21 protein-coding genes are annotated in these 22624 nt (G+C 68.5%); 1 reads left to right on the top strand and 20 read right to left on the bottom strand.

Annotated elements, in window-relative coordinates:
• Positions 1-20 precede the first annotated feature (20 nt).
• The 15 genes from pdeM to AB6A65_RS03740 form a co-directional block, all read right to left on the bottom strand.
• The gene (pdeM, locus tag AB6A65_RS03810; protein WP_371037029.1) at positions 21-734 is read right to left on the bottom strand and encodes a ligase-associated DNA damage response endonuclease PdeM; all 714 of its coding nucleotides are present in this window, start codon (positions 732-734) and stop codon (positions 21-23) included.
• A gap of 73 nt (positions 735-807) precedes the next feature.
• Positions 808-3210 carry a ligase-associated DNA damage response DEXH box helicase gene (locus tag AB6A65_RS03805; RefSeq protein WP_371037028.1) on the bottom strand — a complete coding sequence of 801 codons (2403 nt, stop codon included), beginning with the start codon at positions 3208-3210 and terminating at the stop codon, positions 808-810.
• A gap of 88 nt (positions 3211-3298) precedes the next feature.
• Positions 3299-4615 carry an ATPase gene (locus tag AB6A65_RS03800; RefSeq protein ID WP_371037027.1) on the bottom strand — a complete coding sequence of 439 codons (1317 nt, stop codon included), beginning with the start codon at positions 4613-4615 and terminating at the stop codon, positions 3299-3301.
• A gap of 108 nt (positions 4616-4723) precedes the next feature.
• Positions 4724-5221 (bottom strand): prepilin peptidase, encoded by a 498-nt coding sequence (locus AB6A65_RS03795; RefSeq protein WP_371037026.1) that lies wholly within the window; start codon positions 5219-5221, stop codon positions 4724-4726.
• A 16-nt stretch (positions 5222-5237) separates the two neighbouring features.
• Positions 5238-6095 (bottom strand): tetratricopeptide repeat protein, encoded by an 858-nt coding sequence (locus tag AB6A65_RS03790; RefSeq protein ID WP_371037025.1) that lies wholly within the window; start codon positions 6093-6095, stop codon positions 5238-5240.
• A gap of 30 nt (positions 6096-6125) precedes the next feature.
• The gene (locus AB6A65_RS03785; protein ID WP_371037024.1) at positions 6126-6692 is read right to left on the bottom strand and encodes a tetratricopeptide repeat protein; all 567 of its coding nucleotides are present in this window, start codon (positions 6690-6692) and stop codon (positions 6126-6128) included.
• A gap of 2 nt (positions 6693-6694) precedes the next feature.
• Positions 6695-7681, bottom strand: coding sequence for a type II secretion system F family protein (locus AB6A65_RS03780; RefSeq protein ID WP_371037023.1), 987 nt, complete (start codon positions 7679-7681; stop codon positions 6695-6697).
• 4 nt (positions 7682-7685) lie between these two features.
• Complete coding sequence (locus AB6A65_RS03775; RefSeq protein WP_371037022.1) at positions 7686-8654, bottom strand: type II secretion system F family protein; 969 nt, start codon at positions 8652-8654, stop codon at positions 7686-7688.
• Between the two features lie 3 nt (positions 8655-8657).
• Positions 8658-10103, bottom strand: a complete 1446-nt coding sequence (locus tag AB6A65_RS03770; protein ID WP_371037021.1) for a CpaF family protein — start codon at positions 10101-10103, stop codon at positions 8658-8660.
• 19 nt (positions 10104-10122) lie between these two features.
• Positions 10123-11358: a CpaE family protein gene (locus AB6A65_RS03765; RefSeq protein ID WP_371037020.1), complete on the bottom strand. Its 1236-nt coding sequence runs from the start codon at positions 11356-11358 to the stop codon at positions 10123-10125.
• A gap of 223 nt (positions 11359-11581) precedes the next feature.
• Complete coding sequence (locus AB6A65_RS03760) at positions 11582-12229, bottom strand: OmpA family protein (protein ID WP_371037244.1); 648 nt, start codon at positions 12227-12229, stop codon at positions 11582-11584.
• Positions 12230-12262: 33 nt separating this feature from the next.
• Positions 12263-13690: a type II and III secretion system protein family protein gene (locus tag AB6A65_RS03755; protein WP_371037019.1), complete on the bottom strand. Its 1428-nt coding sequence runs from the start codon at positions 13688-13690 to the stop codon at positions 12263-12265.
• Between the two features lie 202 nt (positions 13691-13892).
• Entirely contained in the window at positions 13893-14750 is an 858-nt protein-coding gene (gene cpaB, locus AB6A65_RS03750) for a Flp pilus assembly protein CpaB (RefSeq protein WP_371037018.1), read from the bottom strand.
• 241 nt (positions 14751-14991) lie between these two features.
• The gene (locus tag AB6A65_RS03745) at positions 14992-15177 is read right to left on the bottom strand and encodes a hypothetical protein (protein WP_371037017.1); all 186 of its coding nucleotides are present in this window, start codon (positions 15175-15177) and stop codon (positions 14992-14994) included.
• Positions 15178-15616: 439 nt separating this feature from the next.
• Entirely contained in the window at positions 15617-15805 is a 189-nt protein-coding gene (locus AB6A65_RS03740) for a hypothetical protein (protein WP_371037016.1), read from the bottom strand.
• A gap of 305 nt (positions 15806-16110) precedes the next feature.
• Here AB6A65_RS03740 and AB6A65_RS03735 point away from each other — a divergent pair, with 305 nt between their 5' ends.
• Complete coding sequence (locus AB6A65_RS03735) at positions 16111-16959, top strand: lytic transglycosylase domain-containing protein (protein ID WP_371037015.1); 849 nt, start codon at positions 16111-16113, stop codon at positions 16957-16959.
• A gap of 57 nt (positions 16960-17016) precedes the next feature.
• Here AB6A65_RS03735 and AB6A65_RS03730 read toward each other — a convergent pair whose 3' ends face one another.
• The 5 genes from AB6A65_RS03730 to dprA form a co-directional block, all read right to left on the bottom strand.
• Positions 17017-17643 carry a 3-oxoacid CoA-transferase subunit B gene (locus AB6A65_RS03730; protein ID WP_371037014.1) on the bottom strand — a complete coding sequence of 209 codons (627 nt, stop codon included), beginning with the start codon at positions 17641-17643 and terminating at the stop codon, positions 17017-17019.
• Positions 17643-17855 (bottom strand): hypothetical protein, encoded by a 213-nt coding sequence (locus tag AB6A65_RS03725; RefSeq protein WP_371037013.1) that lies wholly within the window; start codon positions 17853-17855, stop codon positions 17643-17645. Before AB6A65_RS03725 ends, AB6A65_RS03730 begins: the two co-directional genes overlap by 1 nt.
• Positions 17852-18562, bottom strand: a complete 711-nt coding sequence (locus AB6A65_RS03720; protein ID WP_371037012.1) for a CoA transferase subunit A — start codon at positions 18560-18562, stop codon at positions 17852-17854. The genes AB6A65_RS03725 and AB6A65_RS03720 overlap by 4 nt, the downstream gene beginning before the upstream one ends.
• Positions 18563-18661: 99 nt before the next feature.
• Positions 18662-21274, bottom strand: a complete 2613-nt coding sequence (topA, locus tag AB6A65_RS03715; RefSeq protein WP_371037011.1) for a type I DNA topoisomerase — start codon at positions 21272-21274, stop codon at positions 18662-18664.
• A 109-nt stretch (positions 21275-21383) separates the two neighbouring features.
• Positions 21384-22565: a DNA-processing protein DprA gene (dprA, locus tag AB6A65_RS03710; RefSeq protein WP_371037010.1), complete on the bottom strand. Its 1182-nt coding sequence runs from the start codon at positions 22563-22565 to the stop codon at positions 21384-21386.
• Positions 22566-22624: the final 59 nt, after the last annotated feature.

The following is a 22624-nucleotide window of genomic DNA, read 5'->3' as shown; positions in this document are numbered from 1 at the left end:
GGCTCCCTTGCAGTGCGCGCTCAGTTTCGCCCGCCGCGGCCCAATGTGGCAAGCGGGCGGGGCCGGGCGCGCCCATGACGCATGGGCACCGCCACGGGCCGCGCCCCCGTCAGTACCGCGCGGGCGTCCGGCCCCATCAGCGCCTGCAGCGCATCCGCGTCCGTGCGCAGACCGCCGGTGTAGGTGCCGTAGGCGGGCAGGATCGCGCGGTGCGTGTCGATCAGGAAGGCCGGCCGCGTGATGCGCGCGCCGCGCCCCGAAAGGCTCGCCTTCGGGTGGTAGTGCCCCGAGACCTCGCCCTCCGCACCGGGCCCCGCGATGTGGCGGAAGACGAGCGGCGGCTCGGCGGCGTCCACGAGATGGGCGCCCCCCAGCGTCACCGGCCCCGGATCGTGGTTGCCGGCGATCCAGATCCAGCGCCGCCCCGCCTGCATCCGCGCGATCCGCAGCAGCACCTCTTCGGGCAGGGCGGCGGCCGCGTCGTCGTCGTCGAAACTGTCGCCGAGGCAGATCACCGTCGCGGCCCCCGTCGCGGCCAGATCTGCGGCGAGCCGGTCGAGCGTGTCCTGCGTCTCGTAGGGTGGAAGCGTCGGACCCCCGCGCCGCGCCACCCGCTCGGCCTTGCCCAGATGGAGGTCGGAGACGCAGAGGAGCCGCCGCGCCGGCCACCAGAGCGCGCCGGAGCCCAGCGCCTCAAGCGCCGCGCCGGCGAGGGTGAAGGCGTACCCGTTCATGCATTGTTCCCTGCCCCGTTTCAGCGCGCGAGGCAAGGGGAGAGACGCGGCCAGGTGCGCGCGCCCGGGCGCCTCAGGGCGGGAGGCCCGCGTCTTCCATCAGCTGCGCCGCGGCCTCCTCGAGCAGGCGCTCGCGCCCCGCCCCCTCCACCGGCACGCGCCCCGGCTCCAGGAAGAGCGGCGCCGAGAGCGGGCTGAGACGGTTCAGCGCGACGTGGTCGATCCGCCCGGCCACGCGTTCGGTCATGGCGCGCAGGCGCCCGAAATCCACGAGCCCCCGCATCGCCTCGTCGCGCGTGATGCGCATGAGCAGATGATCGGGGTCGTATTTGAGCAGCGTGTCGTAGAGGATGTCGGAGGAGAAGGTGGCCTGCCGTCCCGTCTTGCGCTGGCCGGGCATGTTGCGCTCGATGAGGCCCGCGATGGTCGCCGAGGCGCGGAACGTCCGCTTCATCACCGCGTTCGCGGCAAGCCAGCGCGCCAGCCCCCGCTCGAGCGCGTCGGGATCGAAGAGCGGCGCGGGGTCGGCCACCGCCTCGAGCCCCCAGATCAGCGTGGCGTAGTCGGTGGCCACGAAGCCGAGCGGCGCAAGGCCATCCTCTTCCATCCGCTTGGTGAGGAGAAGCCCGAGCGTCTGCTGGGCGTTCCGCCCCGCGAAGCCGTAGGCGACGAGATGGGCGCGCCCCTCGTGCGGGAAGGTCTCGACCAGTAGGCGCCCGGGTTCCGGCAGGCGCGAGACCTCGCGCTGAAGCGCCAGCCACTCCGCCGTGTGGGCGGGAAACTGCGGCCAGCGCCCGGCGGCGAAAAGGCGCAGGATGCGTTCGGAAAGCTGCGTGGAGGTGGCGAATTTCGTGCCGCCGAACACGGCGATCCTGGGCGTGCCGGTGGCGGCGTTCGAGACCTCCAGCGTCAGTTCGCGCAGCCCCTCGTAGCGCACCACGCGCCCGCCGATGAGAAAGGTATCCCCCGGCGTCAGGGTCGCGGCGAAGGCCTCTTCCACCTCGCCCAGCGACGGGCCGCGCCCGCGCATCCGCACCTTCAGAAGCTCCGCGTCCTGGATGGTGCCCGCGTTCATGCGGATGCGCCGTGCGGTGCGCGGGTCGCGCAGCGCCCAGCGCCCGTCCGGCCCCTGCCGAAGCCGTTGCCAGCGGTCATAGGCGCGCAGCGCGTAGCCGCCGGTCGCCGCGAAATCGAGACAGGCGTCGAAATCCGTCCGTGCAAGATCCGCGTAGGGTCCGGCGCGGCGCAGCTCGGCGAAAAGCGCGTCGGCATCGAAGGGTCCCGCGCAGGCCGTCAGCAGGATGTGCTGGCAGAGCACGTCGAGGGGGCCCGGGCCGCGCGGCGCCCCGTCGAGCTCGCCCGCGCGCACCGCCTCGAGCGCGGCCACGCATTCCACCACCTCGAAGCGGTTGGCGGGCACGAGACGCGCCTTCGACGGCGCGTTGTAGCGGTGGTTCGCGCGCCCGATCCGCTGCACGAGGCGCTTGACGTTCTTCGGCCCGCCCACCTGGATGACGAGGTCCACGTCGCCCCAGTCGATCCCGAGATCGAGCGAGCCCGTGCAGACCACGGCGCGGAGCTCGCCCGCCGCCATCGCCGTCTCCACCCGCTCGCGCTGGGCGCGGTCGAGGCTGCCGTGATGGATGCCGATGGGAAGCCCGTCGTCATTGGCCATCCAGAGCGCGCGGAAGAAGATCTCCGCCTGCGCGCGGGTGTTGTGGAAGACGAGCGTGGTGCGGTGGCGTCGGATCTCCCGCAGGACGTCGCCCACGGCGTAGACCCCGCCGCCGCCGGCCCAGGGCGGCGCCTGCGCCGTGTCCAGCATGGCGATGTCGGGCGCGGGCCCCGGATCGGCCGCGAGCACGTCGCAGGGGACGGGATGGGGCGCGAGAAAGCGGGCCAGTGCGGGCGGATCCTCCACCGTCGCGGAAAGCCCGACGCGGCGCAGCCCCGGACGCAGCGTCTGCAGGCGGGCGAGGGCGAGCGCCAGCTGGTCGCCGCGCTTCGATTCGGCGATCGCGTGGATCTCGTCGACGACGACCCGCTCGAGCCCGGCGAAGATCCGCGGCGCATCCTCGTAGGAGGTCAGGAGCGCCAGGCTTTCGGGCGTCGTCAGCAGGATGTGCGGAGGGTCCGCGCGCTGGCGCGTGCGCCGGCTCTGGGCGGTGTCGCCGGTGCGGTCTTCCACGCGCACCGGCAGCCCCATCTCCTCGATCGGCCGGGCGAGGTTGCGGCGGATGTCGGCGGCGAGCGCCTTGAGCGGCGAGACGTAGAGCGTGTGAAGACCGCGATGCGTCCCGTCGGCGAGCTCTGCGAGCGAGGGCAGGAAGCCCGCGTTCGATTCGGCGATCGCGTGGATCTCGTCGAGCAGGAGCGCGCGCGCGTCCTTGCGCGCCAGCAGCTCCAGCTGGTGGGGATGCGCCTGCCAGCCACGGGCGGCGAACCATTGGGCAAACGGGGCGGGCAGGGCGGTCATGCGCGATAGATAGGGAGGGGCCCAAGAGTTTTCGAAAACTCTTGGGAAAATTCTTCGAAGAATTTTCCGCCCGCCCGGGCCGGGCGGCTCACTTCACGATCTTCTCGTCCCGCACGAACATGTTGGCCCAGGCCCGGTCGACGAGTTCGGGCGACATCTGGTAGGGGATGCCCTCGAACTCGCAGATCGAGATCATCTGGTCGATCAGGAAGATCGGCTGGTAGTTGGCGTAGACGTTCCCGATCGTCGGATACTTGTTCTGAAGCAGGTGGATGAGCGCGTCCTCGTCGAGCGGCATCTTCTTCTTGCGCGCCACGAGCGCGAAGATCTTCAGGAAATTCTCCTGCGTCGGTCCGTCCACCTTGATCTTGAAGAAGATCCGGCGCAGCGCGGCCTGGTCGAAGATCTCGTTCGGGTGGAAGTTCGTCGAAAAGATCACCAGCGTGTCGAAAGGCACCTCGAACTTCTCGCCCGACTGCAACGCGAGGATGTCTTTCGATTCCTCGAGCGGCACAATCCAGCGGTTCACGAGCGCCTGGGGCGGATCGGCCTGGCGGCCGAGGTCGTCGACGATGAAGATGCCGCCCGAGGCCTTCAGCTGAAGCGGCGCCTGATAGGTGCGCGCTGTGGGATTGTAGACGAGATCGAGCATGGAAAGCGAAAGCTCGCCCCCCGTGATCACCGTGGGCCGCTCGCAGCGCACGTAGCGCGTGTCGAAGGTGCGTCTGCGGCGCAGGCTCGTCGGGTCGTCAACTTCCTCCTCGGCGGCGGAGTGCACGATCGGGTCGTAGACGGTGATCACCTGGCCCGCGTATTCGATCGCGCGGGGCACGTAGATCTTGTCGCCCATCGCGTCGCGGATGCCGTTCGAGATCGACGATTTCCCGTTGCCCGGCGGCCCGTACATCAGGATCGACCGGCCCGAGCTGACCGCGGGGCCGAGATGGTCGAGCAGATCCTCGGGCAGAACGAGGTGCCCCATCGCGTTGACGAGCTGGGCGCGGGTGATCTGGATGTCGCGGATCGACTGGCGGCGCATCTGCTCGCGGTAGGCCTGAAGCGGCACCGGCATGGCACCGAAATATTCCGACTGCGAGAGCGCGTCGAGCGCGCGGGACTTCCCGGCGTCGGTCAGCTGGTAGCCCATCTCGTTGCCGGCATTGGCGCTTAGCGTGCCGGTCGCCTCGACCAGCTTCTGCTGGCGCGCGAGGTCCACGAGTTCCTGCGTGACGTTCACCGGAAGGCAGACCGCGCGGGCGAGATCGGAGGCGAGGTCGAGGTTCTTGCGGAACATCGTCTTGAGCAGGATGTCGCGCATCATCACGAGCGGAAGTTCCATCTCGTCCAGGCGCCTGGGCGGCGGTGGCGGTTCCACTCTCGTGCTCGCGGCGGGTTGCATGTTCATCGGCGGTCCCCCGGTTTTGCCTGCACGGCGGCGAAGATGCGTCCGGATCGCGGGCGCGACAGGGAATAACGGTGGCGTTTTCGTGGCATTTCGTGCCGTCCCCTCCTCTCAGCTGCCCCACACGGCGCCGAGCGCCAGATAGGCCGCGAGCGTGCCGCCCAGGGCGAGGCCCATGGGGAAGTCGCGCCCGCGGGGCCAGCTTTCCCAGTCCGGCGCGAGGCGGCGCAGCGGCGTCGCGCGAACGAGGCGGTGCGACACGAAGGCGGCCAGCAGGACCGCCGCGAAGAGCGCGATCAGAAACCGCATGTCGCCGGGATGAATGAAGGGCGCGGCGGCGGCGGCGAACTTGGCGTCCCCCGCGCCCATGACGCCGGCCGCGTTCAGCACGATCCCGAGCGCCAGCACCACGGCAAGTTGCACGAGCCGCCAGGGGTACTCCGCAAGTGGCAGCGCCACGAGCCCCACGGCGAGGAAGATGCCCAGAAGCGCCAGCACCGCCCGGTTGGGGATCTTCATGGCGCGCATGTCCGACCAGCAGACGTAAAGGCAGACCGGCACCACGAAGGGCAGGAACCACTGCGCTGACGCGGCGCTGATCTGCAGCATCTGCGAGCCGTCCCGGTCAGCCGCGGGTGTTGCCTTCGAGCGCCGCCAGGCTTCTTGCGGCGGCCTCGAAGTGCTGCGGATGGGTCTCGATGGCCTCGCGGAAGATGCCCTTGCCGGTCTCGGTATCGCCACGCTTCACCGCGGCGAGCCCGAGGGTATGCAGCAGCTGGGCGCGCTCCACCTGGCTCATCGGGATGACGGGGAGGGTGTAGTTGCCCTGTGCGCCCCGGGCCATGACGAGATTGTTCTTGGCGGTGAAAAGTTTTTCGTCCTGCCGGATCGCCTCGAGAAAGAGCCGCTCGGCCCCCGCGTAATCGCCGCGCGAGAGTTTCGAGAAGCCCCAGTTGTTCATCACGTTCGCGGGTTGTGTGGTCAGCCCCACCGCCGTTTCGTAGAAACTGTCGGCCTTCTTCCAGTCCTTCTCGCTGTCGGCGATCATCGCTTCGAGGCGGTAGCGCCGGAACGTCTCGTGCGTGGGCGGGATCGAGTCGAGCACCTCGCCGGCGCGGCCCCACTGGTCCGCCCGGATCAGCGCGTCGGCGAACGCGACGCTGTCCTCGTCGGTGGCCTCCTCGTGGGCCGCCACCTTTTCCCAGGCCGGGACGGCCTCGGTGTTGCGCTTGGCGCGCACGAGCGATGTGGCGAGACCGCGCAAGAGGTCGATCCGCTCCGGCTCGGCGGCGCTGGCCCGCTGGAAATAGTTCACCGCCTCGCCCGGGTCGGCGGATGTCAGCATCACGTCGTTGAGGTTGCTTTCATCGACGACGTTGAGATCGGCCAGCTTGCGGTCCACGGCATTGCCGTTCGTCCCCGCGCAGCCGGACAGGGCGACGACCCCCGCTAGGCAGAGGGACACGAAGATGGGGTGGCGCATTTGCCTGCGTCCTTTTGCTGCTCTTGCCTCTCAAGGTACGCGGCGGATCAGGTATTCGCTGCTTCCGCGGCGCACCAGCTTGTAATTTTGCTGCTCAGCGTCCACAGCATACGCGGTTTCGTCGAGTTTTGCGAGCGCAAGTCGCAGATTGTCGCGAATCGCGTCACTTTCGCCATCGTCGAGCGCGTAGGCTTTTCGCAGGATCTGCACCGCCTCGGCCGTATTTCCGCGTTCCAGCAGCACCACGCCGAGATTGTTCCAGACCTCGGGCCATGCGTCGCCGCTGTCGGTTGCGCGCCGCAGGAGCGTTTCGGCCTGATTGAGGCGCCCCAACCCGAGATTGGCCGATCCAAGCGCACTCAGCACCTCGGGTGTGAGCCCGTCGCGCGCTCCCGCGCGCCGGAACGCATCGAGGGCAAGCTCGTATTCTCCGGCCTCCATCAGGCGGTGGCCGACCACCAGCCCGTCGACGGCCTCGCCGCGCGGATCGATGGCAGGGGCGAAGGGGGTGGCCTCGTCGGGCGCACCGGGAAGGACGGAGCAGGCGCCGAGGGCGAGCGTCAGCGATATCGTCGTAAGCGCCCCCGCCCGCCTCATCGCTAGTTGCCGGACATCTCGCCCAGCTTCGCGATGCCGATGGCCGAGGGGCCGATGAGGATGATCAGAAGCGGCGGCACGGTGAGCATCATGGTCGTGAGCGTCATCTTGGTCGGCAGCTTATTCGCTTTTTCCTCGGCGCGCATCACCCGTTTGTCGCGCATCTCGGCGGCGTAGACCCGGAGCGCTTCGGAGATCGACGTGCCGAAGGTCTGGCTCTGGATCAGCACCGTGACGAAGCTCGACACGTCCTGGACGCCGCAGCGCTCGCCCATGTCGGTGAGAACCTGCGCCTTGTCCTTGCCCGCCTTCATCTCGTGGCTGACGATCTCGTATTCGTCGGCAAGCGAGGGGAAGGAGGCCCGCAATTCCCTGGCGACCCGGATGATCGCCTGGTTGAGGGACTGCCCGGCCTCGACGCAGACGAGAAGCATGTCTAGGGAATCGGGAAAGCCGTCGGTGATTTCCTCCTTGCGCTCCTCGACGCGCCGCGTGACCCAGTATTTCGGCAGCAGGTAACCCGCCGCGCCAGGGCCGAGCACGTACAAGGCGAGCTGCTGCGGGCTCGTGTTATCGGCGTCCCCGAAGGCGAGCAGGTAGGCGACCCCGAGGACGAGGCCGAACAGGCCGAACGCCATCTGGGCGAAGTGAAAGATGCGCACCGCCTCGCGCGAGCGGTAGCCCGCGCGCAGGAGCTTCAGCTTGATCGCCGAGAGTTCCTTCGCGTCCTGGGGCTCCAGGAAGTTGGCATAGCGCTTGAGTTTCTCGCCCTTCTCGCGCTGCCGCAGCGCGGCCTGATTCTCGCGGTCGGTGTCGCGCTTCTCGCGGGTCGCATCCTTCAGCTTGTCCAGCGGGTCCTTCTTCACGTTCAGCATGAAGGGAACGGTGAGAAGCACGAGCAGCAGGCCGAGGCCGCCCACCGCGATCATCGGGCCGAGCGGACCCAGCATTTCGATCAGGACGTCGTTGATGGGCGCGAGAGGGTTCATGGACTCAGACCTTGATGTTGATCAGCATGCGCATGACGAAAAGGTTCGCCGTGAGAAAGATGCCCACCAGGAAGCAGGCCGGCACGAACCACGGGTGGTCCAGGACCTCGTCGTAGTAGTTGGGGTCGAGGATGTTGATCGCGATCAGCGCGACGATCGGGAAGGCCGAGAGGAACTTGCCCGACCATTGCGCCTCGGCCGTGATCGCCTTGACGCGCCGGAAGAGGCGGAAGCGCGCCCGGATCACCTGGGCGAGGCCGGCGAGGATCTCGGCCAGGTTGCCGCCCGACTGCTGCTGGATCGTGACGGCCACCGACAGGAACCGGAGGTCCTGGATGTCGAGGCGCTCGGCCATGTGGCGCAGCGCCTCGCCCACGTCCCGGCCATAGGCGGCCTCGTCCGCGATCACGCCGAATTCGGTGGCCAGCGGGTCCGCGATCTCCTTTGAGACGATCGAGATGGCCGAGGAGAAGGGATGGCCGACGCGCAGCGAGCGCACCATCAGCTCCACCGCGTCGGGGAGCTGCTCCTCGATCATCGCGATCCGCTTCTTCGCCTTGGAGTTCACCCAGAAATAGACGCCGCCCACGCCCATGGCGACCGCGGTCACGAGGCGCACCGCAAGGCCCGTCTCGGTGGCGACCGAAAGGCCGATGAACGCGACCATGGTCAGCGCCACCATGATCAGGATGAGCTGCTTCGGCGTGAAGGCGATGGCGGCCTTCTGCGCCCGGTCCGCGAGCAGCGAGTAGAGCGGCACGGAGCGCGAGCGCATGTGCTGGTCCATCTCCTTGCGGAGCTTTGCCAGCACCTCCTCGCGCCGCCCGCCGGACTGAAGCATCTCGAGCCGGCGATTGACCCGGTTGTTGAGGCTGATCGACTTGCCGAAAACGGTCAGGTAGATCCCCTCGACAAGCACGAGGACGCTTACGAAGATCGCGCCGTAGATGAGTGGTTCTGCCGAGACTTCCATGGCTTACTCCGCCGCCACAGGGTCGAAGATGGCCGGCGGCAGGTCGTAGCCCCACATCCGGAAACGCTCGGCGTAGTGGCTGCGCACGCCGGTCGCGGTAAAGTGTCCGATGATCTTGTTTTCGGGCGTCAGGCCCACGCGCTGGTAGCGGAAGACCTCCTGCATGGCGATCACGTCGCCCTCCATGCCGGTGACCTCGGTGATGGACACCATCCGGCGCGAGCCGTCCTGCAGGCGGCTCGCCTGCACGATCAGATGCACGGCGCTGGCGATCTGGCTGCGCATCGCCTTCAGCGGCATCTCGATGCCGGCCATCGCGATCATGTTCTCCAGACGCGAGACCGCATCGCGGGCGTTGTTGGCGTGGATCGTCGTCATCGAGCCATCGTGGCCGGTGTTCATGGCCTGCAGCATGTCGATGACCTCCTCGCCGCGCGTCTCGCCGACGATGATCCGGTCGGGGCGCATCCGGAGCGCGTTCTTCAGACAGTCGCACTGGGTGACGGCGCCCTTGCCCTCGACGTTGGGCGGGCGGCTTTCCATCCGGCCGACATGCGTCTGCTGCAGCTGGAGTTCGGCGGTGTCCTCGATCGTCAGGATCCGTTCGGCGTCGTCGATGAAGCTCGACAGCGCGTTGAGCGTCGTCGTCTTGCCCGAGCCGGTACCGCCCGACACGATGATGTTGAGCCGGCAGGCCACCGCGGCCTGAAGGTAGGCGGCCATCTCCTCGTTGAAGGCGCCGAAGCGGATCAGGTCGTCGATCCCGAGCTTTTCTTTCTTGAATTTCCGGATCGAGACGAGCGAGCCGTCCACCGCCACGGGCGGAACCATCGCGTTGAAGCGCGAGCCATCCGCCAGGCGGGCGTCGACGTAGGGGTTGGACTCGTCGACGCGGCGGCCCACCGCCGAAACGATCTTGTCGATGATTCGCAGCAGGTGACGCTCGTCCTTGAAGGTGACGTCGGACATCTCGAGCCGGCCGTTGCGCTCCACGAAGATCTGGTGCGGGCCGTTCACGAGGATGTCGTTGACGCTGTCGTCCTGGAGAAGCGTCTCGAGCGGGCCGAGGCCGCGGACCTCGTCGTAGAGTTCCTGGGTGAGGGTGGCACGATCGTCGCGATTCAGGACGATGCCGCGTTCCTGAAGGTATTCGCCGGCGATGTCCGAGATCTCGGCGCGAAGATCGGCCTCGGTGGCGTGCTCCAGCGCGGCGAGGTTCAGGTTGTCGAGCAGCTCGCGATGCAGGTCGAGCTTGATCTCGCCCATCTTCTCCTTGCGCTTCTTTTCCTTGTCCTGCGGGCCCGCCTGCGCGGGCCGGTAGGGCATCGGCTTGCGGATGACCGCAGGCTGGTCGACGGGCTGGGCGCGCGGGATCTCGGCGACCTTGGGGCTGCCACCGCCGGGCTTCTGGGCCGGTTCCTGACCGGGCTTCTTGTAGCGCGAAAACATGGGGGCTCCTTCGGGTGCGTCAGGCGGCGGCTTCGGCGTTCGACTGGCCGATGTCGTAGAGCGACTGCGCGAGCTTCGCGATTTCGCGGCGGAGCGGGGTCTTCGCGGCGGAACTGGCCAGCGGAAGCCCGTGGTCGCCGCTCTGCCTCACCGGGCGCCCGCCGTCGGGAAGCTGAAGCTCGATGGAGATTCCGAGCGATTCGGCCATCCGCTTCACGCGGGACTTGCCGTTGAGGTCGGTGAACTTGGGCGCGCGGTTGAGCCCGAAGCGCAGCTTCTCGAAGGGCAGCTCCTCGGCCTGCAGCGCCCGCTTCAGGCGCAGCGCGTTCTGGGCCGAGCGCATGTCGAGCTCGATCAGCGCGAAATACACATGCGCGGCGCTCAGGACCGTCTCGGTCCATTGCGTCACGGTGGAGGGCATGTCCACCAGCACGAAATCGAAATGCCGCGCCGCGGTGTTCAGCAGCTTTTCCACATCGGGCGGCCCCATCAGGTCGAGAGGCACCAGTTCCGACGGGGAGGTGAGCACCTGCATGCGATCCTCGAAGGACATGAGCGCCTGCCCGAAGGCCTCGGCGTCCATCGCCTCGATGTCGGAGATGAGTTCCAGCACGGCCTCGCGGCGGGGTAGGTCGAGGTAGGTGGCGACCGTGCCGAATTGCAGGTCGAGGTCGATCACGCAGACACGCGGCGGATCTTCCTTGACCACGTTGGCGAGCTCCCAGCCCAGATTGACCGCGAAGGTCGTGGCGCCGACACCGCCCGCGAGGCCGTGCACCGCGAGGATCACGCCGTCGCCTTCGCCACTTTCCGCAAGCGGGCTCGCCGCGGCCTGCGCGGCGGGCGGCGGCGTGCGCAGCCGGCGCACTGCGGCGGCAAGCTCTCCTTCGGGAAGGGGATAGGGCACGAATTCGTCCGCGCCCTGGCGCAGAAGCTGGTGCAGCGCCGCCGGCGTGACGTCCTCGGCGATCACGACCACCTTGATCTTGTGCTTGGCGGCGGCGGTGATGACCTCGGCCAGAAGGTCGAGGTTGCGCTCGTCCTCCTCGTCGATGGCGAGCGCCACGAACTCGAGCGCGCCGGCCTCGGGCTGCGAGAAGAAGGTCAGCGCCTCCGCGAAGCCGAGATCGCCCCACGCCTCTCCCAGAACCGCTTCCATGTCCTCGATCAGAAGGTCGAAATGCTGGACATCCCGGCTTACCGTGCAGGCCAGGATCGGACTTGGCTCGGTTTGCAGCGTCGCGTTACTCGTCATCGCCTCTCGTCCTTTGCCTTGTGCCGCAGATGCAGTCGTGCAGCCTTGGGCGGCAGGGTCCACGGATGGATCGCGCGGCCCCGGAAGCTCGGGCCGGTCCCGGCTTTGGGGTGGCCCACCAACCCGTTAGAGGGAAAGTGTCTGAGAAGTTGGGCAAGATTAGGGCCGAAAGATCGTATTTGTTCGATCCGCGGCGACGGTCGGCCCTCGCCCCTGGGTTTGTTTACAGATCGCCCGCAGTGGTCCCTTCGAGGCCCGATGTCGGCACCGCGCTCGCGACGTATTCGCGGTAGACAACCTGCGCGTATTTGCCGTCCAGCACGCTGGGGTGGCGCTCGTAGAAGCCCGAGACCTCGGTGACCGTGCGCCGATTCAGCCGCTCGCGGCCCGGCGTCGGGATCAGCGGCTGCGTCTCGCCGAAGGAGGCCACCGCCTCCAGCCGGTCGCGCGAGATGCCGAGGCTCGCGAAATATCCCACGATGGCCTGCGCCCGGCGCAGACCGAGCTGCTTGTTGTAGGCCGCGCTTCCGACGAGGTCGGTATGGCCGTAGACGCGGAAGCGCAGTTCGGGGAACTGGCGGATGAAGTCGGCCTGCGCGCGCAGGGTCTGCTGCGCGTCGGCGTCGAGCACCGCGCTGTCGAAGGCGAAATTCACCGTGGTCGGCACGGCCTCCGCGAAGCGGTTGGCGAGGTTCATCGCCGCGCTTTGCTGGCCGGTCATCACCAGCTTGTTGTTCATCGTGGCCGCGCCAAACCCGCCCTGTGCGTCGGTGATGGCGCCGGCGGGCCTGTCGAAGGCGCGGGTGCCCGGGTTCCCGGGATCGGAACAGGCGCCAAGCGCCACCAGACCGATCGGGGCGAGATACTTCATCATGGCGCGATCTCCTGTTCGCTGTCCCGTGCCTCAGTCCATCACGTAGCCGTAGGACCCGCTGAAATCCTGCCGTGCGACCTCGCCCGCGCCGCCGCGCATGTTGGCGTTACGCTCGCTCGCGACGCGCCCGAAGAGGAAGAGGTCCCGCTCCGTCGGCGGCGTGACGCGGTCGGTCGGCAACGCGAGCGCCTCGCCGCGCGTCGGCGACACGAGATGCGGCGTCACGATGATCACAAGCTCGGACTGCTCGCGCTGATACTCGGCGCTGCGGAAGAGCGCGCCCAGCACCGGGATGTCGCCCAGCCACGGCACCTGGCCGTTCAGGTCGCGGAAATCGTCCTGAAGCAGTCCCGCGATGGCGAAGCTCTCGCCGTCGCGCATCTCCACCGTGGTGGACGCTTCGCGGCGGCGGAACGCGTCGATGCGGAAGGCGTCGATCGAGATGCCGTTGGCCGGATCGATGGCCGAGACCGCCGCTTCGAGTTCGAGGTTGATGAGATCCCCGTCCACGACCCGGGGCGTGAAGTTGAGCTCGATGCCGAAGGGCTTGAATTCCACCGTGACGTTGCCGTCGTCCTGCGCGATCGGCACCGGGTATTCGCCGCCGGCGAGGAACTGGGCCTCCTGCCCGGACAGGGCGGTGAGGTTGGGCTCCGCGAGCGTGCGCACCATGCCCTTCGACTCCAGAGCCTCGAGCAGGATGCCGACCTCGACCGAGCCCACGTCGAACCCGAAGAGGATGGCGCCATTGTTGGAGTTGGACGCCGGCAGGTTGCCGTTCAGCGTGCTTTGCTGGCCGCCGAAGGGAAGTGCGGTGTTGGTGCCGGACTGGATGCCCAGCTCGTCGTCGAACGCCGCGCCGCCGAGGGCGACCGAGCTGCTCAGCGACTTGGACACGGAGCGCTGCATCTCGGCGAATCGCACCTTGAGCATGACCTGCTGAACACCGCCCACGCTCATCAGGTTGGAGACGCGGTCGGGCGCGTAGCGTTCGGCCAGGTCGAGGGCGCGCTGAAGCCTCTGGGAAGAGGAGACCGTGCCCGAAAGCACGATGCCGTCATTCGCGGTGCGCACCTCGATTCGCTCGCCCGGCAGGATCTGCTGAAGGCGCTCCTTGAACTCGGTCACGTCCGCGGCGACGCGGACGTCCACGTTGGTGATGAGCTGCCCGGCCGCGTCGAACAGCGACAGCGTCGTGACACCGGGCGCGCGGCCGAGCACGTAGATCGTGCGGTCGCTCAGCGACGAGATGTCGGCGATCTGCGGATTGGCGATCGACAGCTCCGCGAAGGGCACGTCGCTTTCGACGACCACGGCGCGGCTGACCGCGACGTCGAGGCGCGAAGACGTGCCTTCGCGAATCACGCGGACGGTCTCGGCGGCGGCCGGTGCGGGGGGATTTGCTGCGGCGGCGGCCAGACCAAGCATGGCGGCCGTGACGACTCGGTTAAATTGCATGTGACCTGCCTCTCGGATCACGGGGATGGAGCGGTCTCGTCGCCGCCTTTGAACCGACCGTGGCCCATTTTCCGATTTCAATCAAGAATCAAAGGGTTCGCCTTTGCAGCTTATGTGGACAAGTGGCAACACGTGCACCGAGAATGCAAGATCGCCCGCACGCTTTGCGCGTGCGGGCGATCCGCAACCGATTGAAACTGTTTCAGTTTGTGCAGGGGATCGGAATTTCGACGACCTCGTTGCCGCGGCGCGTCCGGACCGTGCAAACCTCCTTCTCGGGAGTCTTCTGCATGGTCGGCTCGGGCTTTTCGATGCCGAGAAGTTCCATCTGGTCCACCTCGATCGCCTCGGCGACGGTGTCGTCGTTGACGCCGACGAGCGACAGCGCGAGGCGCCCGGTCGACTGCGCCTGCGCCAGCGCCGCCACCTGCTGCGGCCATGCCGCCACCGTCACCGTCCGCGCGATGGTCGTATCCGAGATCTCGGCGCTGTCCGCGCTCTGGTCCACCGCGATGAGTTCGACACCGGTCTCGATGAGCTTCGTCATGTCGCCGCCGCCGGAGCCGACCGCCCGGCCGGTCCAGTAGATGTCCACGCGGTCGCCCGGGCGCAGGAAGCCCGAAACGCCCGAGGCCACGTCCACCTTGATCGCGAAGGCCCGCATCCCGCGGGGCAGGCGCGTGGTCAGCCCGGCCGCTTCGCCGGGCTCGGTGACTTTCACGGCAAGGATTGCCTCGTTCTCTTCCATGGCGCGGGTCACGGTGCGCGGGCGGGCCTCGCCCTCGTCGAAGAGCGATCCCGCGCTCGCAAGGAAGACGCCCTCGGGCAGGGCGGCCTTGGGCCACGCGACCGTGCGCACGTCCTCGGGCGTGAGGATCTCTCCGTATTTCAGCGCGCGGGCCGCGACGAACACGTCCTCGGTGGGCACCGGCGCGGGACGGGCCGCGCGCTCCTGCGCCAGCGCCGTCTGGTATCCTTCGATGTAGTTCTTGGCCATGAAGACCGCCCCGCCTGCCAGGGCGAGGCCGAGGATCAGCACGAGGCCGAATACGAGTCGCATGTCATATCCTCACTGCTTGCGCGGGGTCGCGGCGCCCACGAAAAATTGCCGATTGTCACGGCGCGCGAATTCTTCGATCGGATTGTGCCGCCAGATTGTGTCGATTTCTGGGAAAACCGCGGGAAAACGCGCGACCGCGGGCGTTGGGCCTTGGCGGGCGTGCCCATCCCGTGGCGGGGCAAGCCGGGCCGCCCGCGCCGCGCCTGCGGCGTATGGGGCGCGGCTGCCGCGTGCGGCGGACTCAATATTCCTCGAGGTCCGTCGGGATCTGGTTCGCGGTGGCCGTGCTGAGGGTCATCGCGTTGTCGTTGATGTTCACATAGGCGACGACGGCAAGGGCCACGACCGCCGCGGTCAGGACCACCCAGTCCACGGTGACGGCGCCGTCGTCCCTCTTTCGGAAGGTCTTCAGGAAATAAAGCATCATCAAATCTCCGGTTCGAAGCGTTGCTCGGCGACCACCGCTTCGCAAATTTCAGCAGCCTTTCGATCCGCCGCCCCCGTTACGGTTGACGTAGAGTAGACGTGAAAATTCGGGCGCATTTTTGGCGTGAATGGTTTCAAATGTGCCCGCGCGAGCGCGCGGGGCGTTGCGGCGGCACGAATTTTCGGTCCTTTCCGGGGAGATCCGCCGCGATGCGCGGATTGGCCCTGGTCCGGAAAAGGACCGTTTCGGGCGCACCACGTCATCTGGGGCATGGGGCGAGCTGTCTGGCTGCCAGGCGCCGCGGCCCGATCCTGCGTGCCGAAGCCGGGTGCCCTCCGCACGGCATGACCTTCGTCCGTCTGCCCGTGGGCCAAAGAAGAAAGCCCGGCGCTGGAGCGCCGGGCTTTTGCGACCCCGAAGGGCCATCCGTTCGTGCGACTTAGCTGCCGTACTCCGGGCTTGTGCTGCCGACGTTTGCCGCCGCGTCCTGAGCCAGCGAGAACGCGTTGTCGTTGATGGCGCCGTAGGCGGCGATGGCGAGGGCCACGACGGCTGCGGTCAGCACGACCCAGTCCACGGTCACGGCGCCGGCTTCGTCCTTGCGGAAGGTCTTGAGGAAGTTCATCATTGTCTCGTCTCCATATTGCGATGACATCGTCGCGTTTCACTTTGCACCGTCCGGAGCCTGTGGGCTGGTCTGTTTGGCAGCGTTGCCCCGTGTCGGCTGAGGTAATGAATCGCCTCGAAATGTGGTTCGACTGAGGCGCAACTGGCACAATTAGAAGAAATGTCAGCCGGTCGCGGTTCCCGCTCACGGATGCGGGCGCCAGGGCGTGTAGGGTGGTTCTGGCCGCACGCGATGCGTGGCGGAGCGGAGAAAAACACGATGACCGGCGCGCCAGGCGCCGGCGAGGCAGAGCAGGAGCGACCCCCATGCGAGGCAGGCTGATCGCCGTCGCCGCCATGGCGCTGGCCGGCATGGCCACCGCCGAGACCGCGCCCGAGGAGCCCGGGGTGTCGCCCCGGTTCGTCAAGCCGCCGGCCCCCGGGGAGCGGCCGCGCGTGACCGTCCAGATCACGCCGGAGGACATGGAACGCGCCTGGGGGCCGCTCGAGCCGCGCGAGCCGCGCGCGCGGACACCCACGCCCGGTGAGGGTGCGACGCCGCCCGACGCCGGGCGCCACGCATGGTTCTGGGAGGCCGTCTCTCCGGGCCGGGCGCAGGGCGGGCCGGGCCGGCTCGACGCGGCGCTTGCCGCCCTCGGGCGTGCCCCGGGCGACGGGCCGGTGCGCGCGCCGCGCCTGCAAAGCCTGCAGAAGATCGCGCGCGCCCATGGCGCGGCGATCCTGCGGGCCACCGCCGGAACGCGGGTGTCGCCCGCCCTCGTGCTGGCGGTGATCTCGGTGGAGTCGGGCGGGCGCGCCGACGCGGTGAGCCGTGCGGGCGCACAGGGGCTGATGCAGCTCATCCCGGCGACCGCCGCGCGCTTCGGCGTGACGGACAGTTTCGACACGGCGCAGAACATTGACGGCGGGGTCGCCTATCTGGACTGGCTCATGCGCCGTTTCGACGGCGACCCGATGCTGGTGCTGGCAGGCTACAACGCGGGCGAGGGCGCGGTGGACGACCACGCGGGCGTGCCCCCCTTCGCCGAGACGCGCGACTACGTGCCGAAGGTGCTGGCCGCCTACGAGGTGGCGCGCGGCCTGTGCATCACCCCGCCCATGTTCCTCAGCGACGGCTGCGTCTTCGCGACGAACGTCGCCGCGAACGGCAACTAGCTAGCCCGCGCGCCGCGCGCAGGCCAGGCGGCGCCGGCCCCGCGCGGATCGCGCGCCTCAGACGATCGCCGCCTCGGTCTTGGCGATGATCTCCTCCCGGGTGACGCCGGGCGCGGTCTCGACGATGTGAAGCCCCTTGTGCGCCACGTCGAGCACGCCGAGATTCGTGATGATCCGGTCCACGACGCCCTTGCCCGTCAGCGGCAGGGTGCATTCCTTGAGGATCTTCGCGGCGCCGGCCTTGTTGGTGTGATCCATGACCACGACGACGCGCTTCACGCCCGCCACCAGGTCCATGGCCCCGCCCATGCCCTTTACCAGCTTGCCGGGGATCATCCAGTTGGCGAGGTCGCCCTCCTCCGAACCCTCCATCGCGCCCAGGATCGCCATCGCGATCTTGCCGCCCCGGATCATGCCGAAGCTGGTCGCGCTGTCGAAATAGGCGGTGTGCGGCAGTTCGGTGATCGTCTGCTTGCCGGCGTTGATGAGGTCGGGATCCTCCGTGCCCTCGATCGGAACGGGGCCCATGCCGAGCATCCCGTTCTCCGACTGGAGCGTGACCTGCACGCCCTCGGGGATGTAGTTCGACACCAGCGTCGGGATGCCGATGCCTAGGTTGACATACATCCCGTCCTCGAGTTCCCGAGCGGCCCGCTCGGCCATCTGATCGCGGTCCCAGGGCATCAGCTCTTCTCCGGGTAGAGGTGGAACATGCGGCCGCTCCGGCCGTCCTGATGGATCCGGTCGCCGAGGCGGTAACCGTGCGCTTTCGCGAGATTTTCGAGGTTGCCGTGACCGGTGTCCATCTCGACCTCGGCGTCCTCCATCTCGATGAAGACCTCCGAGCTGGCGCTGTCGGCCAGAAGCTTCTCGATATCGCTGGCCCTGAGGGTCATGCCGGCGCCTCCTCTTTCTTGCGGACCGTCCGCTGTTCGATGCGCTTCTCGTGATCGCCCTGGATCAGGCGATGCACGTAGATGCCGGGCAGGTGGATGCCGTCGGGGTCGAGCTCGCCCGGCTCAACGATCTCCTCGACCTCCATGACGCAGACCTTGCCGCACATCGCGGCCGGCGGGTTGAAGTTGCGGGCGGTCTTGCGGAAGATCGCGTTTCCGGTGGTGTCGGCCTTCCACGCCTTGACGATGGACAGGTCGGCGAAGATGCCGCGCTCGAGGATGTAGGGCTCGCCGCCGAACTCCTTCACTTCCTTGCCCTCGCCGATCTGCGTGCCGTAGCCGGTCTTGGTGTAGAATCCGGCGATGCCCGCGCCGCCCGCGCGCATCCGCTCGGCCAGCGTGCCTTGCGGGTTGAACTCCAGCTCCAGCTCTCCGGACAGGTACTGGCGCATGAATTCCGCGTTCTCGCCCACGTAGGAGGAGATCATCTTTTTCACCTGCCGGGTCTGAAGCAGGATGCCGATGCCGAAATCGTCCACCCCGGCATTGTTCGAGGCGAAGGTCAGATCCTTCGTGCCCGCCTCCTTGATCGCCTGCAAGAGCAGCTCGGGGATGCCGCAGAGGCCGAAGCCGCCCGCCGCGATGAACATCCCGTCGTGCAAGAGCCCGTCGAGCGCCTCGGCGGCGCTGCCATAGACCTTGTTCATGCCGGTCTCCCTGATGGCCGAATATCGCGGCGAGTTGTGGCCGCGCGTCCGCGGAGTGTCAACGGCGCAGCGGGGCCCGTCGCGGGCCGGGAACCGGTTTCAGCCGCCCGCGGCCTTGCGGCGCGCCGTGGAGCCGCCGCCCGACGCGGCGGATTTCTTCGCCGTGCCGGATTTCTTCGCGCCGCCGGATTTTTTGGCGGAGACGGGCTTCTTCGCCGCCGTCTTGCCGCCGCCCTTCTTCGCAGCCTTCTCGGCCACGAGCTTCACCGCCATGTCGAGCGTCACGTCGGCGGGATCGGTGCCCTTGGGCAGCGTCGCGTTCACCTTCTCCCATTTCACGTAAGGGCCGTAGCGGCCATCCATCACGGCGATGGGCCCGCCGTTTTCGGGGTGCTCGCCCAGCTCCTTGAGCGGCTTGGCGGCGCTCGCCCCGCGCGTCTTCTTCTGGGCCAGAACCTCGACGGCGCGATTCTGGCCGATCTCGAAGACCTCGTCGACGCTGGCAAGGTTGGCGTATTTCTTGCCGTGCTTCACGAAGGGCCCGTAGCGTCCGATCCCGGCCTCGATCATCTCGCCGTCGTCGGGATGGGGACCGACCTCGCGCGGAAGGCTGAGCAGAAGGAGCGCCTTTTCCAGGTCGATCTCAGACGGCTCCCACCCCTTGGGCAGCGAGGCGCGCGGCGGCTTGGGCTGCGCCTCGCTCGCTTCGCCGCGCTGCACGTAGGGCCCGAACCGGCCCTTTCGCAGCGTGATCGCGTCGCCCGCGTCATGGCCCAGCAACTTGCCGTCGGGGCCGATCTCGTCGCCGTCCTCCATGCCCGGCGGGCCGAAGGGGCGGGTGAAGCGGCACTCGGGGTAGTTCGAGCAGCCGATGAAGGCGCCGCCCGCCCGCGAGGTGCGCATGGAAAGCCGCCCGTTGCCGCAGATGGGGCAGGCGCGCGGGTCGCCCCCGTCCTCCTGCGGCGGGTAGAGATGGGGCGCGAGCACCTCGTCGATCTTGTCGAGCACCTCCGAGATGCGCAGGTCCGACGTTTCGGCCAGCGCCGCGGAGAAATCGCGCCAGAACCGGTCCAGAACGTCCTTCCAGTCCCGCTCGCCCGCGCTCACATCGTCGAGCTCGTCCTCGAGCTTGGCGGTGAAGTCGTAGCCGACGTATTTGCGGAAGTAATTGACGAGGAAGGCGGTCACGAGCCGCCCCTTGTCCTCGGGGAGAAGCCGGTTCTTGTCCTTGCGGACATAGCCGCGGTCCTGGATCGTGGTGACGATGGAGGCATAGGTCGAGGGCCGGCCGATGCCCAGCTCCTCCATCTTCTTCACCAGCGTCGCCTCGGTGTAACGCGGCGGGGGCTGGGTGAAATGCTGTTCGGGCTTGATGTCGCGCTTCTCGGCCGCCTCGCCCTCGGATATCTGCGGCAGGCGGTTGCCGTCCTCGTCCTCGGCGTCATCGCGGCCTTCCTCGTAGATCTTGAGAAAACCGTCGAAAAGCACGACCTGGCCCGTGGCGCGCAGGCCCACCTGGCCGTCGCGGCTGCCGATCTCGACGGTGGTCCGCTCCAGCCGCGCGGCCTCCATCTGGCAGGCGAGCGTGCGCTTCCAGATCAGGTCGTAGAGCTTGCGCTGGTCGGCGTCGGAGAGGCGCAGCGCCGCGGCATCCTTCGTCATGTCGGTGGGGCGGCTGCACTCGTGCGCTTCCTGCGCGTTCTTCGCCTTGTTCTTGTACATGCGGGGCGATTTCGGGACGTAGTCCGCGCCGAAACGGTCCGCGATCGCGTCGCGCGCCGCGTGCACCGCCTCGGGCGCCATGTCGATCCCGTCGGTCCGCATGTAGGTGATGTGCCCGGCCTCGTAGAGCCGTTGCGCCGTGCTCATGGTCTGGCGCGCGCCCATGCCGAACTTGCGGCTGGCCTCCTGCTGGAGCGTGGAGGTCATGAAGGGCGGCGCCGGGTTGCGGGTGGCGGGCTTGGCCTCGACAGAGCTGACGGCGAGATCGCGCGAGGTGATCGCCTGCACCGCAAGTTCGGCCTGCGTGGCGTCGGCGATGTCGAACTTGTCGAGCTTCTTGCCGCCCAGCACGGTAAGCCGCGCCGCGTAGGTCTGGCCGCGCGGCGTGGCGAGTTCGGCCGTCACCGTCCAGTATTCGCGGGGCCGGAACGCCTCGATCTCCATCTCGCGCTCGACGATGAGGCGCAGGCAGACCGACTGCACGCGGCCCGCCGATTTCGCGCCGGGCAGCTTGCGCCACAGCACGGGGGAGAGGTTGAACCCCACGAGGTAGTCGAGCGCCCGGCGCGCGAGATAGGCCTCGACCAGCGGGGCGTCGATGTCGCGCGGGTTCTTCATCGCCTCGGTGACGGCCGACTTGGTGATCGCGTTGAAGACGACGCGGCGCACCGGCGTGTCCTTCTTGAGGGCACGGCGCTTCCTGAGCGCCTCCTCGAGGTGCCAGGAGATCGCCTCGCCCTCGCGGTCGGGGTCGGTGGCGAGGATGAGTTCGGGGTCGTCCTTGAGCGCCTCGGCGATGGCGCGGACATGCTTCTGGCTGTCGCTCGCCACCTCCCATTTCATGTCGAAGCCGTGCTCGGGATCCACCGATCCGTCCTTGGGCGGCAGGTCTCGGACATGCCCGTAGGAGGCCAGAACGGTATAGTCGTCGCCCAGATACTTGTTGATGGTCTTGGCCTTGGCCGGGGATTCGACGACGACGACGGGCATGCTGGGGGGCGGCTCCTGCGGTTTGTGCTGGGATATGACCGCGCAACACTTGGCGTGCAAGCCCCTCGAGTCAATCGGCGCCGCGAGGCCCTGCCGCCCGCCGGGCCCGTCAGGTCCGGGTGAGAAGGCCGCCCGGCCGCCGCGCGATCCGGCCGTCGAGTTCGAGCTCCAGAAGCGCGGGGGCGACCTCGGCCGCGGGCCGCGCGAGGTCGCGCACAAGCTGATCCTCGGCCAGTGGGGACGGGCCCAGCCTGTCCAGTATGTCGTCCCGGAGCGATGCGGTGCCCCGCGGGACACCGCAATGCGGCACCGCGGGCGGCGACCCTCCCGCCTCCGTCGATGTCCGGGCCGCGGGCGGCGCCAGGGGCAGGTCCGGCTGGCCGGTCGGGTGGTCCCCGGGCAGCCCTATCGCCTCGATCACGTCCTCGGCCCGGCGCACCAGCCGCGCCCCGTCGCGGATCAGCATGTTGCAGCCCGCGGCGCGCGCGTCGAACGGGTGGCCGGGCACGGCCAGAACCTCGCGCCCCTGGTCGAGCGCGGCGCGCGCGGTGATCAGGCTGCCCGATCGCGCCGCCGCCTCCACCACGACGACCGCGCGCGCCAGCCCCGAGATGATGCGGTTGCGCGCGGGGAAGTGGCGCGCTTGCGGGACCCGGCCGGGGGGCTGTTCCGAAAGCCGCAGCCCCTGCCGCCCGATCATCTGGAAAAGCTCCGCGTTTTCGGAAGGGTAGGCGACGTCGACGCCGCCTGCCAGCACGGCGATCGTGCCGGTTTCCAGCGCGGCGTGATGCGCGGCGGTGTCGACCCCGCGGGCAAGGCCCGAGACCACGGCATAGCCCGCCTCGCCCAGGCCGCGCGCCAGCGCGCGGGCCATCCGCGTGCCGAGCGAGGAGGCGTTTCGCGCCCCCACGAGTGCGACGAGCGGCCGCGCGAGGCTGTCGGGGCGTCCGACCGCCCAGAGCGCGGGCGGCGCATCCGGCAGATCGGCGAGCGCGGCCGGATAACCCGGTTGTCCGAAGCGCAGGAGCCGCGCGCCGGCCGCGTGCCCTGCCGCAAGTTCGGCCTGCGCGACGCCGGGGGGGCAGGGCTGGTAGTGTTCGATCCCGGCGGCGCGGGCGATCCCGGGCAGCGCGTCAAGCGCGGCCGCCGCCGAGCCGTGCTCCGCCATGAGCCTGTGGAACGTGGTCGGCCCCACCCGCCGCGAGCGCAAGAGGCGAAGCCACGTGACCACGTCGTCTTCCATGGTGTGTGGGAGTGGGGGGTGAGTGGAAGAAACTGATGTTCCGGCCATCGCCGCTCCGCCGTCTTGCAGAATCGCTTGTAGGCCCTCGAGGGTTAATGGCGCGTAAA

The sequence above is a fragment of the Rhodosalinus sp. FB01 genome (genome assembly GCF_041365715.1).
Classification (GTDB): domain Bacteria; phylum Pseudomonadota; class Alphaproteobacteria; order Rhodobacterales; family Rhodobacteraceae; genus Rhodosalinus.
The sequence above is the reverse complement of the archived record's forward strand: the minus strand, read 5'-3'. Positions and strand labels throughout refer to the sequence as shown.